The sequence below is a fragment of the Rummeliibacillus sp. NPDC094406 genome, from assembly GCF_044763875.1.
Classification (GTDB): domain Bacteria; phylum Bacillota; class Bacilli; order Bacillales_A; family Planococcaceae; genus Rummeliibacillus.
Window position 1 is genome coordinate 179,981 of record NZ_JBIWGZ010000005.1, and the last position, 16,610, is coordinate 196,590.

General features: G+C 36.1%; 12 protein-coding genes. 4 read left to right on the plus strand and 8 right to left on the minus strand.

The window, feature by feature from the left end:
- Position 1: 1 nt before the first annotated feature.
- From ACIQ4I_RS14660 to ACIQ4I_RS14670, 3 genes are all read right to left on the minus strand, one after another.
- Positions 2–1,201, minus strand: a complete 1,200-nt coding sequence (locus tag ACIQ4I_RS14660) for a glycine C-acetyltransferase (RefSeq protein ID WP_403097430.1) — start codon at positions 1,199–1,201, stop codon at positions 2–4.
- Positions 1,202–1,745: 544 nt separating this feature from the next.
- A complete protein-coding gene (locus ACIQ4I_RS14665; protein WP_403097194.1) occupies positions 1,746–2,453 on the minus strand; it encodes a response regulator in 708 nt (235 codons plus the stop codon).
- The gene (locus ACIQ4I_RS14670) at positions 2,443–5,100 is read right to left on the minus strand and encodes a DUF4118 domain-containing protein (RefSeq protein WP_403097197.1); all 2,658 of its coding nucleotides are present in this window, start codon (positions 5,098–5,100) and stop codon (positions 2,443–2,445) included. Before ACIQ4I_RS14670 ends, ACIQ4I_RS14665 begins: the two co-directional genes overlap by 11 nt.
- A gap of 267 nt (positions 5,101–5,367) precedes the next feature.
- On the opposite strand from ACIQ4I_RS14670, the gene kdpF reads away from it, so the two are divergent.
- The 4 genes from kdpF to kdpC are packed head-to-tail and all read left to right on the plus strand — an operon-like array spanning position 5,368 to position 9,848.
- Complete coding sequence (gene kdpF, locus ACIQ4I_RS14675) at positions 5,368–5,445, plus strand: K(+)-transporting ATPase subunit F (protein ID WP_119414062.1); 78 nt, start codon at positions 5,368–5,370, stop codon at positions 5,443–5,445.
- A gap of 15 nt (positions 5,446–5,460) precedes the next feature.
- Positions 5,461–7,164 carry a potassium-transporting ATPase subunit KdpA gene (kdpA, locus tag ACIQ4I_RS14680; RefSeq protein ID WP_403097200.1) on the plus strand — a complete coding sequence of 568 codons (1,704 nt, stop codon included), beginning with the start codon at positions 5,461–5,463 and terminating at the stop codon, positions 7,162–7,164.
- A gap of 14 nt (positions 7,165–7,178) precedes the next feature.
- Positions 7,179–9,224: a potassium-transporting ATPase subunit KdpB gene (gene kdpB / locus ACIQ4I_RS14685; protein WP_403097203.1), complete on the plus strand. Its 2,046-nt coding sequence runs from the start codon at positions 7,179–7,181 to the stop codon at positions 9,222–9,224.
- 15 nt (positions 9,225–9,239) lie between these two features.
- A complete protein-coding gene (gene kdpC, locus ACIQ4I_RS14690; RefSeq protein ID WP_403097205.1) occupies positions 9,240–9,848 on the plus strand; it encodes a potassium-transporting ATPase subunit KdpC in 609 nt (202 codons plus the stop codon).
- A 141-nt stretch (positions 9,849–9,989) separates the two neighbouring features.
- On the opposite strand, the gene ACIQ4I_RS14695 is transcribed toward kdpC, so the two are convergent.
- The 5 genes from ACIQ4I_RS14695 to ACIQ4I_RS14715 form a co-directional block, all read right to left on the minus strand.
- Complete coding sequence (locus ACIQ4I_RS14695) at positions 9,990–12,107, minus strand: choice-of-anchor J domain-containing protein (protein WP_403097208.1); 2,118 nt, start codon at positions 12,105–12,107, stop codon at positions 9,990–9,992.
- A 245-nt stretch (positions 12,108–12,352) separates the two neighbouring features.
- Positions 12,353–12,982, minus strand: a complete 630-nt coding sequence (locus tag ACIQ4I_RS14700) for a YczE/YyaS/YitT family protein (RefSeq protein WP_403097210.1) — start codon at positions 12,980–12,982, stop codon at positions 12,353–12,355.
- A 105-nt stretch (positions 12,983–13,087) separates the two neighbouring features.
- Positions 13,088–13,570, minus strand: a complete 483-nt coding sequence (gene ybaK / locus ACIQ4I_RS14705) for a Cys-tRNA(Pro) deacylase (RefSeq protein WP_403097213.1) — start codon at positions 13,568–13,570, stop codon at positions 13,088–13,090.
- Positions 13,571–13,585: 15 nt separating this feature from the next.
- Positions 13,586–14,224 (minus strand): hypothetical protein, encoded by a 639-nt coding sequence (locus tag ACIQ4I_RS14710; protein ID WP_403097216.1) that lies wholly within the window; start codon positions 14,222–14,224, stop codon positions 13,586–13,588.
- A 130-nt stretch (positions 14,225–14,354) separates the two neighbouring features.
- The gene (locus ACIQ4I_RS14715; protein WP_403097219.1) at positions 14,355–16,535 is read right to left on the minus strand and encodes a DNA topoisomerase III; all 2,181 of its coding nucleotides are present in this window, start codon (positions 16,533–16,535) and stop codon (positions 14,355–14,357) included.
- Positions 16,536–16,610 lie beyond the last annotated feature (75 nt).

The window sequence follows — 16,610 nt, forward strand, 5'->3', positions numbered from 1 at the left end:
TTTAGGAAATAACCCCAAGCTCTTTCCCTACTTTTTCATAAATAGCTAAAGCTTCATCTAACATTTCCTTCGTATGAGCAGCAGTTGGCATATTACGTACACGACCAGTGCCTTTTGGAACAGTTGGGAAGACGATTGCTTTTGCATAAACGCCTTCTTCAATTAGACGAGATGAAAATTGTTGTGTAAGTTTTTCATCACCGATAATACATGGAGTAATCGGTGTTTCAGAATGGCCGATGTTGAAACCAAGCTTTTTCAAGCCTGCTTTTAGGTAGTCACCATTTCCCCAAAGTATGTCACAAAGTTCTGTAGAATCAATTAACATTTGAACTGCACGAGTAATCGCAGCTACATCACCTGGTGGTAGAGCTGTTGAGAACAAGAATGGACGTGAACGGACTTTTAACCAATCAATCAGGTTTTTCTTACCCGCTACATAACCACCAACAACGCCGATTGCTTTTGATAGAGTTCCAATTTGGAAGTCAATTTCATTTTGTAAACCAAAATGTTTAACAGTACCTTTCCCTTTACCTGTTACACCTGAGCCATGTGCGTCATCCACATATGTAATAAGGTCAAACTCTTTTGCGATTTCTACTATTTCAGGGAGTTTTGCAATATCACCATCCATTGAGAAAACGCCATCCGTAATAACCATAACTTTATTGTAAAGACCTGATTCAGTTGCTTCTTTCGCTTTTTTGCGAAGATCCTCCATATCAGAGTGATTAAATGCAATAATTTTCGCTTTTGATAAGCGACAACCATCAATAATAGATGCGTGATTGAGTTGGTCAGAAAGAATTGCATCATTTTTATCCATAACAGCGGAAATAGCTGCCATATTACAGTTGAAGCCAGATTGATAAGAAATCGCAGCTTCAGTTCCTTTAAATTCTGCCAATTTTTCTTCTAATTTAACGTGTAAATCAAGTGTACCGTTGATTGTACGAACTGCACCTGCACCTACGCCGTAAGTTTCAATTGTTTTTTTAGCAATTTCTTTTAATTCAGGATTAGTTGCTAAACCAAGATAGTTATTAGAAGATAGGTTGATCAGTTTCTTACCACGAACTTGAATAACTGGACCATTAGCACCTTCGACAGGATCGATTTCATTGTATAAGCCTTGGTCACGAAGCTGTTGTAAATTGTCGTTAACGAATTTGTTGAGTACATTAGACAAGGTCATCATCCCTTTCATGCGATTATACCGATATTGTAGCATATACCTCTTCCGTTTTGTACTTCTGAAAAGAACTATTGTAAAAATATCATATATATTCCTTTATAAAGAGGCACTTAATGTTCTCTCTAAAAATACAGTTGTATTTCTAAAAAGAGTAATCCTGCTAATCCCCTGTTATGGGCTGTCTAAAAAGTCTACTTTATAAAGCTTAAGGTAATATTAAAAGATGTGATCTCAAACTGCTTGCTTTTGTGGCCACTGAAAAACGATTTTATCCCTAATTTTCATAGTACAAATCTGCTATAACATGAAGTGGAATCAGCTTCGCTTTCCGCAGGAGTCTTCGCTGATTCCACTTCAACAAAAATTGCATCACAAAATTTTAATATTAAAATTCATACATTTTGACTTTTCAGTGCCCTCTAGCTTTTCCCCCAGGAGTCTCGCACCGCCACCCACATTTCTTTCTATATGTACGGTAAAATCAAAAATAGATTATATATATTTCAACATAGAGGGGCTGATCTACTTATTGAACAGCCCCTTACCATCACTCATTTTTCTCCCAATGAATCATGCGATAGCCAATCCGAATATGCGTTTGAATAAATCTTGGCTGATTTACATTTTTCTCGATTTTTTTTCGGAGTGTAGCCATGAAGACACGCAAATTTGGTACGTCAGTGTCGAGCGCATCTCCCCAAACTTGTTTTAATAAATAGTTGTGAGTGAGCACTTTGCCAAGATTTTTACTTAATGTTTCTAAAAGCTTGTATTCATTTGGTGTAAGATGGATTTCCTCATGATTAACAAACACAGTATTGGATAAATAATCTATTAAGAGTGGTCCATTGGTAAATGTGGGTTGCTCTTTTTCTAAGCCTTCATTAGTAACTGAACGTCTTAGTGCAACACGTATGCGAGCAAGCAATTCATCAACACTAAATGGTTTTTCAACATAATCATCTGCTCCCATATCAAGCGCCTTAATCTTCTCAGCTTCTTCACCACGAGCGCTGACAACAATAATTGGAACTTTCGACCAGGTACGGACTTTTAGGATAATGTCGATACCATCCATATCCGGTAAACCAAGGTCTAAAATAATGACATCTGGATGTGTTGAAACAACTTCCTTTAATGCATCAATGCCCTTTGTAACAAGTTTATAATCGTAGTCGTGAAGCTCTATAGTCATTTTAATAAGATTTCCGATGGCAATATCATCTTCAACAATAAGAATTTTTTTACGATTCATTCACTACACCTCCTTTTTTCAAATAAAAGCTGAAAATCGCTCCATGAGGAATATTATCTCGAACAGTTAATTCACTTTCATGTAATTTTAAAATGGTTTGACAAAGAGATAAACCAATACCCAGCCCGCGTTTTGCGTCACTTTGTTCCATTTGACTCTTTTTAAATGTTTGAAACAGTTCTTTCTTTTGTTCATCTGAGATACCCTTTCCTGTATCTCGAACTTCAATAAGGACATCATCTCCCTTTTCAAAAGCGAAAATAGCGACACTACTTTCGTAAGGAGTGTAGCTCACCGCATTGTCAAGTAAGTTTATAAGTACTTGCCCAATTAACCGTGTGTCCATATGTGCCAAAAGAAATTCAGGTTCAATATGGACCTGAATTGGTCGGGTACTATTTTTTGAAAGTTGGTAAATTGCATCGTTAATAACATCTTCAATCAATTCCTCTTGAATTTGAAGAGGAAAGTGTCCATTACTTAACTTTGATACAGCAAGTAAATTTTCTACCAGTTGTACAAGCCGATTGGAATTGTAATAAATGTCTTCATACAGTGTTTGGCGCTGATTTATAGACATATGGTAATCATTCGTTTTCAAAATATCCGCATGTCCTGAAATACTTGTAAGTGGTGTTCGCAAATCATGTGAAATAGAGCGCAACAAATTCGATTGAATTTGTTCTAATTCCTTTTCACGGCGTACATTCTCATTAATACGCAGTAGCTGCCATTTATCAAGCGCGAACGAAAAATCATTCAAAATAGCATACAATATTTGACGTTCAAAAGTCGGCAACTGTCCTTTTTTATGAAGTGAAATTCCGATTACACCTGTAACCTTATTATTTGAAAGAAATGGAACGTAATAACCGTAAGCTTCTTTAAAAACATCCGTTGTCATGCCTGCAACACGTTCATTATTTATAACCCATTGCACGATGGCAAGCTCATTTTTATTGTTGAATTCATTCTCCTGTTCATTATTCTGCGCTGAAGACAGCAAGGGTGATTTATAAAATGTATGCTTTATAACTCGTTTATCCTTAATACTGTAATAGCATACTGGGAGTTCAGTAAGTTTAACAATTTCTGAGGAACCTTCTTCAATCAATTGTTCAAAAGATGATGCAGATTGTAGCTTACGATTGGTTTCCAGTAATGTTTCCATACGATAGGATTTTTGAATCGCTTGTCGTTCTTGCATTTTCACTTTTTTTGTTAAGCTACTTGTAATGACACCCGAAACAAACATGATAATAAAAGTCATTGGATAATCCTGATTGTACGCTTCAAACGAAAAGATTGGTTTCGTGAATAGGAAGTTAAAGCTCAATACTGCAACGAGTGAACTAATAATGTTCATTACCCAGCTAGTTGTCCAAATAGCTACTATTAATACACCTAAGATATAAATCGTAATAATATTTGCTTCACTAATCCCGAGGGATTTAAAGAACATCCCAACAATCGACGCGATGCTAAAGATAAGAATCATCTTAAGTAAGTCAAAAGGCTGTAGTTTGAAATCTATTTTATAATCCATCTTCTTCTTTGGTGTATTTTCTTGATCTGGGACAATGTAGATTGATAAGTTCGGTAAAAGTTCATTTAACTTATCAGTAATTTTCGCTCTTCCCCAAATGGTTGCTTTCGTTATCGTTCTTCCAATAACAAGCTTTGTTACACCACTTAATTGAGCATAATTAGCAATTGCCGTAGCAATGCTGTCTTCTTGAACTGTAACAACATTGCCCCCTAATTGCTCAGCTAGCTTCAAATTTTTCTTTAATCGTTCTTCATTTACTTGAGACATCGTTTGGTTGGTATCTCGCCCTACATAAAGAGCGGTAAATTTACCATGTAATGCTTGTGCAAGTCTAGCAGCAGTTCGGATTACTTTTGCATTCGTAGGAGAGCTACTAATCCCCACCAATATATGTTCTAGCACATTATTTTGCATAGCATTTACATAGGAATTGTTCGTTTTATTATGAATTGTATCAGCAATTCTTCTTAACGCAATTTCCCTTAATGCTATAAGGTTATTAATTTGAAAGAAATGATTTAAAGCTTTCTCTACATACGTTTTTTTATAAATCTTGCCTTCTTTTAATCTTTCAATTAACTCATCAGGTTCAATATCGACGAGTTTAATCTGTGATGCTTGGTCGATAATTGCATCTGGTATACGCTCACGAACTTTAATATGCGTAATTTCTTCAACAAGGTCATGTAGACTTTCAATATGCTGAATGTTTAGAGTGGTATACACATTAATCCCCTGATTTAGTAGTTCCTCTACATCCCCATATCGCTTGGTATGCCTAAGATTAGGTGTATTCGTATGAGCCAATTCATCAATTAAAACAAGTTCAGGTGCACGCCGAATAATGCCATCTAGATTTAATTCCGTAAAATGTTTTCCCTTATATGAAATAGACTTTGTAGGTACTACTTCAAATCCTTCTAGCAGCTCCATTGTTTCTTTACGAGGATGTGGCTCTATATAGCCAATGACAACATCTGTCCCTAGTTTGAGTTGCTCTTTTGCTTCTTTTAACATGGTATAAGTCTTTCCAACACCTGCTGCATAACCCAAAAATATCTTTAACTGACCACGCTTATGATTTGAATATTGAGTCACTTCAACATCCCCCTTGCCTTCATTATAATTACTTTCCACACAAAAAGGACGTTCTTCCAAACATCTTAATGCCATCTTAATGTCTAATCTAAAATCCAAACACTACATTAATTTCTTTTCACCTATAGTAAAACCAATCACAAGCAAGAAAGGATGTGCAAAATGTTGGAATTATACATGATTTTCATATTAATAATAAGCTTTACGAGTCTTTTTGCTTTAACAATATGGTGCTACAAAGAAGTTGAAAAGTAGAGGTGAAATCAGATGTGGATCTTATTAATGATCATGATTATTTTAATTGGATATCTCGTACACGCTTTACTAAATCCAGAAAAGTACTAAAGGAGGTCCTTTACCATGTGGCAAATTACGATTGTTTTGCTTATCTATTTACCACTCGTCCTTATCGCTGGACGCTACTTATATAAAGTTACGATGAAGGAAAAGATGTGGGGCGATGGTTTCTTTAATCGAGTGGAGAACATCATTTATAAACTGAGCGCAATTAAGCAAGAGGATATGACAGGTAAACAATATATTTTCTCTTTACTATTTTCAAATGCTGTAATGATTGCTATTGGATATTTCATTTTACGTATCCAATCCGCACTTTTTTTAAATCCCAATGATATTGGAAATATGGAGACGACATTATCGTTTAATACGATCATTTCCTTTATGACGAATACGAATCTTCAGCATTATAGCGGTGAATCGAGTTTAAGCTATCTATCTCAAATGCTTGTAATAATCTTCATGATGTTCACGTCCGCAGCATCGGGTTATGCCGTATGTATGGCTTTTTGCCGAAGACTAATTGCTAAAACAGACGTACTTGGTAATTTCTACGTTGACTTTGTACGCGTTATTACCCGTATTTTATTGCCTTTATCTTTTGTTGTTTCTCTTATTCTCGTATCGCAAGGTGTCCCTCAAACGTTTAAAGAGAATATTACTTTAACTACGATTGAGCATAAACAACAAGACATTGCGTTTGGACCCATTGCTGCAATGGAATCAATTAAACACCTAGGAACAAATGGAGGTGGTTTTAATGGAGCGAACTCATCCACACCATTTGAAAATCCAACTGCACTATCCAATATAGTAGAAATGCTTTCAATGATGTTACTGCCAGGGGCTTGTGTTGTAACACTTGGTTTAATGATTGCATATCGGAAAAAACGTGATAAAAAAGTTTGGATAGGAAAACAAGGAGCTTCGATATTCATAGCAATGAGTATCATCTTTTTAATGGGGGCTGCAGTTGTATATCTAAGTGAAAAATCAGGTAATCCATCAATCCATGCAATTGGTATTGATGATCATACAGGCAATATGGAGGGCAAAGAAACACGCTTCGGTATCGCGCAATCTTCATTATTTACTGCTGTAACGACAGCATTTACGACAGGAACTGTAAATAATATGCATGACACGTTAACACCCCTTGGAGGTTTAGTACCGTTATTCAACATGATGCTAAATGTCGTATTCGGCGGTAAAGGTGTTGGCTTGATGAATATGATGATGTACGTTCTTCTTACAATCTTCATTGCATGTTTAATGATTGGTCGAACGCCACAGTTTTTAGGGAAGAAAATCGAAGCAAAAGAAATGAAACTCATTGCTCTTTGTATTTTAATTCACCCTACTATTATTCTTGGCTTCTCAGCATTAGCAGTTATTACAGCTGGTGGAGTAGCGGGGATTACAAATCCAGGTGCTCATGGCTTATCACAAGTTCTTTATGAATTTGCATCATCTTCTGCGAATAACGGTTCAGGATTTGAGGGGTTAGCAGATAACTCAACATTTTGGAATGTAACAACCGGTTTGGCTATGTTTTTTGGCCGCTATACATCCATTGTGCTGCAAATCGCTATTGCTTCATTACTAGCGAAAAAACTCGTACACAATGAATCAGTCGGTACATTGAAAACAAATAATGCGACATTTACTGTATTCCTGGTCGCAATTGTCCTCGTTGTTGGTGCATTAACATTCTTACCTTCGCTTGCACTTGGACCAATTACGGAATTTTTACAGCTTAACTCATGAAAAGGAGTGAGAACATGGGAGCAAAAAAGAATGGCCTCTTAACAAAGGAAATTGTAGCCACTTCATTCGTAAGTGCTTTTAAAAAATTTAATCCTATATATATGTTAAAAAACCCTGTTATGTTTGTCGTAGAAATCGGCTTTTTCCTAGTTGTACTGTTATCAATCTTTCCTTCTCTATTCCATGCAGGAGAAGAAAATCTACGTTTATATAATGGCGTTGTTGCAGTTGTGTTATTTTTAACGATTTTGTTTGCAAATTTCGCAGAATCAATCGCACAAGGTCGAGGGAAAGCCCAAGTTGCCACTCTGAAAAAAACCAAATCTTCTACATCTGCAAGAGTGATTATAGATGGAAATGAAGTAATGAAACAAGCTAGTGAACTTACACATGGTGATATTGTGATCGTTCGTGCAGGTGAAACGATCCCAAATGACGGTGAAGTAGTCGATGGAATTGCAACTGTAGACGAATCTGCTATTACAGGTGAATCTGCGCCAGTCGTGAAGGAAAGAGGTGGAGACTTCTCTTCTGTTACAGGAGGTACGATTGTCACAAGTGATGAATTAACCATTAAAATCACTTCACTTCCAGGAGAGTCCTTTTTAGATAAAATGATTTCTCTTATAGAAGGAGCAAATCGGAAAAAGACTCCAAATGAAATTGCATTAAGTACATTGCTCGTAAGTTTAACCATCATCTTCTTATTAGTGGTTATGACGCTTTATCCAATGCTGCAATATTTAAACATCGACATTTCCATTGCAACTTTAATCGCATTAACAGTATGTCTTATTCCAACAACAATCGGGGGATTACTATCTGCAATTGGTATCGCAGGAATGGACCGCGTAACACAATTCAATGTGATTGCGATGAATGGGAAAGCAGTAGAAGCATGTGGGGATGTAGATACATTAATTTTAGATAAGACAGGAACAATTACTCACGGAAATCGCATGGCGACAGCTTTTCTTCCTGTATCCGGTGTTAACCAAGAAGAACTAACGACAGCGGCTTATTTAAGTTCATTAACTGATGACACACCAGAAGGAAAATCGATTATCGCTTTAGCTAAGGAGCAAAAACTTACTGTGCAAGATGTCGAACAGATCATTCAATCAAGTGAGCATATACCATTCACTGCACAAACACGAATGAGCGGTCTCAATACTGCAGATGGTGTACGGTATCGAAAAGGTGCTTATGACACGATTAAGAAAGAAAGCAAGGCTGTACCGAGAGATTTAGAAAAGCTTATTCATGTTGTATCAAACGAAGGTGGAACGCCTTTAGTTGTAATGAAAAATGAATTGATTCTCGGTGTGATTTACTTAAAAGATGTTGTGAAGTCTGGTTTGAAAGAGCGCTTCAAACAGCTACGCGAAATGGGCATTAAAACCATTATGTGTACTGGAGATAATCCACTCACTGCCGCAGCAATCGCAAAAGAAGCTGGAGTTGATGGCTTCATTGCAGAAAGCAAACCAGAAGATAAAATTCAAGTCATAAGAGATGAACAAAAACTAGGGAAAGTTGTCGCTATGACAGGTGATGGTACAAATGATGCACCAGCACTTGCTCAAGCAGATGTTGGAATGGCAATGAATACAGGTACAAACTCTGCCAAAGAAGCAGCAAATATGGTTGACCTAGATTCCGATCCAACTAAAATTATTGAAGTTGTGGAAATTGGAAAACAACTTCTAATGACTCGAGGAGCACTAACAACATTCAGTATCGCAAATGATATTGCGAAGTATTTTGCGATTATCCCAGCAATTTTATTAATCGGCATTCCAGAGATGAATCGTTTAAATATTATGCACTTAGAGTCTTCAACCAGTGCTATTCTTTCAGCGCTTATTTTCAACGCCATTATCATTCCCCTACTCATTCCTGTGGCGATGAAAGGTGTGCAATATAAAGCGATGAGTTCATCAAAACTATTGATCAAAAACAGCATAATTTACGGAGTTGGCGGTGCGATTGTTCCCTTCATCGGCATTAAAGTAATCGATATTATTATTGCACCACTATTAAAAATGATAGGAATTTAGAAAGGAGTCATGACGATGAAAAAAATATTCCCACAAATCAAGGTAGCTTTTTTAACATCTGTTGTGATGATGATTATCTGCGGCCTTATTTATCCATTTGCTGTAACTGGTGTTTCACAACTAGTTTTCCATGATAAAGCAAATGGTAGTCTGATTAAGATAGATGGTAAAGTAGTCGGATCGAAATTAATCGGTCAAACCTTTGAAAATCCAGCTCATTTTATTAGTCGCGTTTCAAGTGTGAATTATAATGTATATGAAAAAAATGATCCAAACTATGCAGGTGTTAGTTCTGGAAACTTTAACTACGCTCCATCTAATCCAGAGTTGACGAAACGAATGAATGAGAGTGTAGAAGAATTTTTAAAGAACAATCCATCTGTCTCTAAAAAAGATATTCCGGCTGATTTAATCACAAGTTCAGGCTCTGGGCTAGATCCACATATTTCAATTCCTTCAGCTGAAATACAGATTGATCGTATTGCAGCAGCATCTCATTTAGCAAAAGAAGAGGTGCAAAATATTATAAAAGAGGCCACATCCAAAAAGGTGTTTGGTGTGTTAGGAGAAGATAAAATGAATGTGTTAGAGGCTAATATGTTAATAGATAAAAAGATGAAGTAAGTAAACACACTAACTGCCTATTTCAAGAAATTTTCAATTTAACATAAAAATATTAAAAAGCAGAAACGAAAAACAAATTATCTTGTTTTTCGTTTCTGCTAATATAATTTGACCTTAATAGACAGTATTCATTACATAAAATTATTTATTTTTACCTTTTTGATTACCGTTATTCGGTTTATCTCCTTTTAAGATAACCTCATAAGAGTAATCTAATGGATTCAGTTGTCCTGGTTTTGCTGCATAAGAAGTAATCATCTTCACATTGCCTTCTTTTAATATTTTCTGAATATCAAGGGCTTGAGTATCTGTTACATTAAATGGATTCACATGATAAACGCGCTCTTTACCATTTTTCTTTGTTTGGATAAAAGTCACGACATAATCAAGGTATTCTTTTTTCAACTGACCAATAGATTGGAAACCATCAGTTGATGTACCTGATTTTGATAGTCCAATTTCAGGGATGCTAATGTTTTTCACGTACCAGCCAGCTTCTTCTGAGCCCCAATCAGTCATATAGCGGAATGCAATTAACACTTTCTTTCCTGCATATTTGGATAAGTCAAACGTTTCAGGAGTCCATTTTTTATTCGTTCCTGTAAAGCCAGGTAGATTAGCTTGTGTATTTGGATAACCTTCTGCAGTAATATCTGATCTTGTATGATCATTTGCTAGACTTGTCCATGTTTCCCCATTATCTGTGGACACTTGAACAGCCCCGAAATCCCATTGCTCTTCAATTTGATAATAGTGATCAAAGTTCAATGTTGCTTTGTTAGTAGAAGATAAATCTGCTTCAAAGATCATTTGATTATCAGCTTGGCTACCTGTATTGCCCCATAAAACTTGTTTTCCAGAACCGAGTGGATCTGCAACAGTTTTCCATTGTAGTGGTAAGAAATCAGCACCATTAAACTTCATTCCTCTAATTTCTTTTGTAAAATCAAGTGATTTGAAATCTCCTCCCCAAGCAGGGACACCCTGTTTTTCATACACTTGTGCTTTTTCAAAATCAATTGTTTTGCCACGTTTTGTGCCTTGTCTATCAACCACTAAATCACGTAAATCAATGCTATCAATATTGTAATCTTTGCTTACTGTGCTATCATCTAGAGCTAGAGCTGTCATGAAGTTTTGATAAACTTTCGTAAAGTCTTTATTCGTTTTGTATTGTTTTAAAACATTCTCAATACTTTCAATACCTTGTGAAGTACCGTCAGTTGCTAATGATTTGATAAAGTCATGTCCAAATTTATCATATAGATAAAGCATGAATAAATAAACTTCACCGTAATCAGCAATTGTTTCTGGACCTGTTTCTGCACTATTATGTTCATCCCAGTTTACCAGTGAGTTTTCAGGGTGATCAAGGAAGAAATTAATCGAACCATCTTCATGTCCATAACCTCCTAGATATTCAGCGAAAGTAGACATCCCCTCATTAACCCATGATTCCTCAGATGGATCATTATCCGCTTGAATTAGATGTTGTAATTCATGGATTGTTGTGCCAAAGAAAGTAGATTCTAAACGAGTATCCCATGAATTGGTATCGATTGTAATAATATTTCGATCAATAAAGTCTTCTATTGTTTGCCAGAAGAAACCGGCTACAAAGAATGGATAGTTGGGATTATTCCATCCTTCATCTTGAATATTATCAACCAGCATAATGACTTTGTTAGAACCTGTATAGTAGTCTTTTGGTAATCCAACCATTTCTGGTAATGGCGATTTGGATCCGTCTAACGAATCTGGTGTACCAAAGAAATCTGTTGCTTTCGGATAAATATTTTTATCAAATTCATCTCGTAGCTTGTCCACTTGAGCTTGTGTGACAACATCAGGTTGTCGTGGATTATTTGGTCCATAAGATAAATCATGTGCCACCCAGACTTCTACATTGTCCCCAACACTTCGCAACGTAAATTCCTTAAATTTTTTATTTCGATTTAAGAATACTTTGGTACCACCATCGTATGTGAAGTTAGGATCTACCTTTTCATCTGAAGTTACTAAAGCCTTCACTTCACTAGCTTGCTCTTTAATCTTTTCCTCAACTTTCTTTTGGAAATCAGCACTTTCAGTTTGCTTGCTCAGCTGATGATCGATATCAATTCGATCACCATATCGATCTGTATTCCAATTTTCATAAGACTTTGTTTCAGCGCTAACTTTTTCACTCGACAAAGGACTCATCAACGATAGTACTAAGCTACTTGATAGTAATAAAGAAACCCATTTAACCTTTTTCAAAGAAAAACCCCTTTCGTCCATTATTTTGAAACGATTACATAATTTATTCTAACATTATTGAATATTCAGAAAATGGTGCAACGGTAGGATTTTTTTTAAGTTAAAAGAGTGCCTAAATACGTGATACTATATGTAAATAAAACCATTAATAAAATTAGAAAACTGCTATTAAATACATATTTTATCGACAAAAAAAGAGACTCCCTAAAGATTACTTTAGGGAGTCTCCTTATCAATTCTCTATATTAGAAGAATGCAACTTGTTCGTCACCAATACATTTCATCAATAATTTACGGCAAACTCCAAGAGACAATTGAACAATAGGACCAAGTGCAAATACCATAATAATTGTCCCAATTCCAACAGGTCCTCCAAGAAGATAACCTGCAAATGCAACAACAATTTCCATAATCGTACGCGCTAAAGTAATACTACAGTGGAATTTTTCCACGGCCAGTAACATTAAACTATCACGAGGACCTGCACCTAAATTAGCGGAAATATAAATGCCTCCACCCACTGCGATTAAAATAACCCCTAAGATAAAGTCCATAAATTGAAATGAGATCGCATGAACATCTGGTAATAACCAGTTGAAGAAATCAATAAATACTCCGATGAAAATCATATTCAAAAATGTTGCGATTTTCGGGAATTGACGTAAGCCGATTGAAGAAATTGTAATAATAGTAATCCCTGCAATATCGGACCATGCTCCAATCGATAAACCAAAATGATTATATAAACCAATGTGTAGAACGTCCCAAGAACCTACACCAAAACGTTGGCCCTTTACAGTTAACGCAATACCAAGGCCTATGACCATAATTCCTGTAAAAAAGAATAACCAACGCCATATATTTGCTTTTTGCATATAAATCCTTCTTTCTACAATTACAAACGAAAAGCCATTTTATGCTAGTACATAAATGGCTTTTCATTAATTAGCTTTTTAATTGTATCAAGAATATTATTAATTTCAAGTAAGTGATACTAATTTTGCATTAGTAGCTTTTACTAGATTTTCTGGCACAATGCAAATTTGCATACCGATTTTCCCTGCACTAACATACATTTCATCCACTTGTTCAGCAGAAATATCGATAAATGTAGGATAATACTTTTTCATGCCAATTGGTGAACAACCACCGCGGATATAGCCTGTATTAGGTAGTAAATCCTTTACATGAAGCATTTCAATTTTCTTTTCACCAACAGCTTTAGCAGCTTTTTTTAAGTTCAACTCTTCAGCTACAGGTATAACAAAAACATAGAAATTTCCTTTACCCGCTGTTGCTACAAGCGTTTTGAACACTTTTTCTACTGGTTGGCTAATTTTCGTTGCAACCGATACGCCGTCGATTTTTCCTTCTTCTACTTCATATTCTGCAAGTACATATGGAATTTTTTTTTGATCTAAAAGACGTACTGCGTTTGTTTTTTGCATTTTATGTTTTGCCATAGAATAACACTTCCTCTATACAGCCAGATAGATAGTTGGTTGTGCAAACTGGAATCCTTGTTTAGCCATTTGCACATGGAAGGAGTAACGAGATATTGCTTTTTTAAAAAAACGTTTCTTAGCAGTCTCATCTTTCTCCTGCCCATTCATTTGGGCCACTTTTAATGGTTCACCTGCTTGAGTAGATTGACCTTTAGCTTGTTGAATTGTTTCAGTAGCAGTAGCGACAACTTGATAATCCTGTTTACTCGGATTTTCTGGAGCTAATGCTGCGAGACGTACATCCTCTAGAATCGCAATTGTCTGATCGTGAGGGGCACTTTGAGAAGATGTGATTGCCTGCAACAAAGAGGAAACTTCCATTTTCTCAATATTTACATCCTTCTCAACTATGATACTTGACTCTCCCTCAGCCTTAACTGCTGTTTCCTGGTTTTGTTTCAAATCACGAATAGCAGATTGTACTTCGGGTTGGTGCTCTTGTTCTTTTTTTCCGGTCAATAACTCCACTAGTTCTTCGAGTGCTGGATTAAAATTCGGCTTAAAATATTGAGCATTTTTGCGATAAGCATTATCTGCTGTTTTCTGACGAAGTGCCCGCTTACGATTTTCAATTTCTGTATAGCGATTGCTTACAAGAGAAGCTATATTCATGTCAATCCCCCCTTTATTAATATCAAAATAGTTAAAACTATATTAGCACCAATATTTGAGATTTTAAAATGCCTTTTTTCTCAAATTTGGCTATGATATTTTACAGGAAAATTTTACTACTATTGTAACGTTATTTCTTATCATTATTGCCAAATAATTTTTGTAATGCTTCAGCCATAGCGTTATTTGCTGGCTCTTCTTGTTTTTTCATGTACTTTTGAACGTCACGTTTCGACACTTTTGTATTACCTGTTGCCTGTTTACGTTTTTCAAATGCCGATAGCTTTTCTCGGTGACCACATGAACATACAAAAATACGGCCATCACCTTCACCACGTAGTTCTAATTTTTTATGACAAACTGGACAGCGTGCATTTGTTAATGTGGAGACTTTTTTCTTATATCCACAAGTACGGTCTTGACAGACTAGCATTTTGCCACGTTTACCATTGACTTCTAGTAATAGTTTTCCACATTCCGGGCATTGTTTTCCAGAGACATTATCATGTTTGAATTTTTTATCATTTGCTTTAATATCTCTTACAGCGTTTTTAGAAAAATTAACCATATTATTAATAAAATCGGATTTTTTCGCTGTACCTTTAGCAATTTTTGTTAATTCTTTTTCCCATTCTGCTGTTAATGCTGGAGATTTTAAATCAGCTGGTGCAAGTTCTAATAACTGACGACCTTTTGATGTTGTGTATAAGTCTTTGCCTTTTTTCTCAATGACAAATGATTTAAACAATTTTTCAATAATATCAGCACGCGTTGCAACCGTACCAATGCCACCTGTTTCATGTAATGTTTGGATTAACTCTTTGGATTCTCCACTCATAAATTGTGTAGGGTTTTCCATCGCTGCAAGTAGTGTACCTTCGTTGAAACGAGCTGGTGGCTTTGTTTCGCCATGAGTCATAGCAATAGCACGAAGTTTAACAGTTTCACCCTTTTTAAAAACTGGTAATGTTTTAACAGCAGTTTCTTCATCATCTTGGTGATAGACTTTTTTCCAACCTTCATCGCGTACAGTGTTACCTTTTACTTTAAATGTTTCGCCATCTGCCACGAGTGTTACGGTTGTTTGGTCATATTGATAAGGGCCAAAGAATACGGCTAAAAAGCGTTTTGCAATTAGGTCGTATAATTTTCTCTCTTTATCCGATAGATTTGGTAAAATGGCTGGATCTTCTGTAGGAATGATCGCATGATGATCTGAAACTTTCGCGTTATCCACTATCCCTTTTTGTGGTTTTACTTGGTTGTTTCGTAATAATGTATTGGCTGCAGCACGGTTATCCCCAACTGCTGATGCTTTAATACGTTCTGCTAACGTACCAACCATATCAGATGTTAAATGTTTAGAATCCGTTCGTGGATAAGTCACGATTTTGTGATGTTCATATAAATTTTGTAATGTGGATAACGTCTCTTTAGCAGACCATCCCCAACGTTTATGTGCTTCTTTTTGTAGCTCTGTTAAGTCAAATAGTGTTGGTGCAAATGTTTTTTTAGGGACTGTTTGTACATCTTGTACTGTAGCTTCATGTACATTGTCGAGTTTTTTTAGTAACTGCTCGATTTTTTCTTTGTTAAATGATTGTGTTTGGTTTGTACCTTTTTCAGACCATGTAAATGTTGCATCGTTTGTTACTGCTTGTAGACCATAATATGTTTTTGGTTTAAAATTTTTAATTTGTTCTTCACGTTCTGCAATCATTGCAAGTGTTGGCGTTTGGACACGACCTGTTGATAACTGTGCATTGTATTTAACCGTTAATGCACGAGTGGCGTTGATCCCCACAACCCAGTCTGCTTCTGCACGTGCAACGGCTGCTTCATACAAATTGTTATATGCTCGTCCGTCTTTTAAATGTGCAAAACCGTCTTTGATTGCCTTATCCGTTACAGAAGATATCCACAGACGTTTGATCGGTTTGTGGCATTTGGCTTTTTCCAATATCCAACGTGCAACAAGCTCTCCTTCACGTCCAGCATCTGTCGCGATAATGATTTGGTTTACATCTTGACGAGCTAATTGTGATTTCACCGCATTAAATTGTTTGGTTGTTTGACGAATTGGAACAAGTTTAAATGGGGTCGGGATAATCGGTAGATCTTCCATTTTCCATTCTTTATATTTGTTATCGTATTGTTCTGGATCTGCATGTGTGACTAAGTGGCCAAGTGCCCATGTCACAATATATTGGGAACCTTCTAAAAAACCATTCCCCTTCTTTTGACATCCTAAAACGCGCGCAATATCGCGTGCAACGGATGGTTTTTCAGCTAAAACTAATGATTTAGACATAATTCCGCTCCTCTCAATGTCTACTATTATAACGGAAATAACGGATAGATTGAAAAATGATGCTGTAAGCTAGGA

Coding starts and splice junctions, on each gene's coding strand:
- ACIQ4I_RS14660 (WP_403097430.1), bottom strand. CDS start 1,201: ATGATGACCTTGTCTAATGTACTCAACAAATTCGTTAACGACAATTTA.
- ACIQ4I_RS14665 (WP_403097194.1), bottom strand. CDS start 2,453: ATGAATCGTAAAAAAATTCTTATTGTTGAAGATGATATTGCCATCGGA.
- kdpF (WP_119414062.1), top strand. CDS start 5,368: ATGTGGATCTTATTAATGATCATGATTATTTTAATTGGATATCTCGTA.
- kdpA (WP_403097200.1), top strand. CDS start 5,461: ATGTGGCAAATTACGATTGTTTTGCTTATCTATTTACCACTCGTCCTT.
- kdpB (WP_403097203.1), top strand. CDS start 7,179: ATGGGAGCAAAAAAGAATGGCCTCTTAACAAAGGAAATTGTAGCCACT.
- kdpC (WP_403097205.1), top strand. CDS start 9,240: ATGAAAAAAATATTCCCACAAATCAAGGTAGCTTTTTTAACATCTGTT.
- ACIQ4I_RS14700 (WP_403097210.1), bottom strand. CDS start 12,982: ATGCAAAAAGCAAATATATGGCGTTGGTTATTCTTTTTTACAGGAATT.
- ybaK (WP_403097213.1), bottom strand. CDS start 13,570: ATGGCAAAACATAAAATGCAAAAAACAAACGCAGTACGTCTTTTAGAT.
- ACIQ4I_RS14710 (WP_403097216.1), bottom strand. CDS start 14,224: ATGAATATAGCTTCTCTTGTAAGCAATCGCTATACAGAAATTGAAAAT.
- ACIQ4I_RS14715 (WP_403097219.1), bottom strand. CDS start 16,535: ATGTCTAAATCATTAGTTTTAGCTGAAAAACCATCCGTTGCACGCGAT.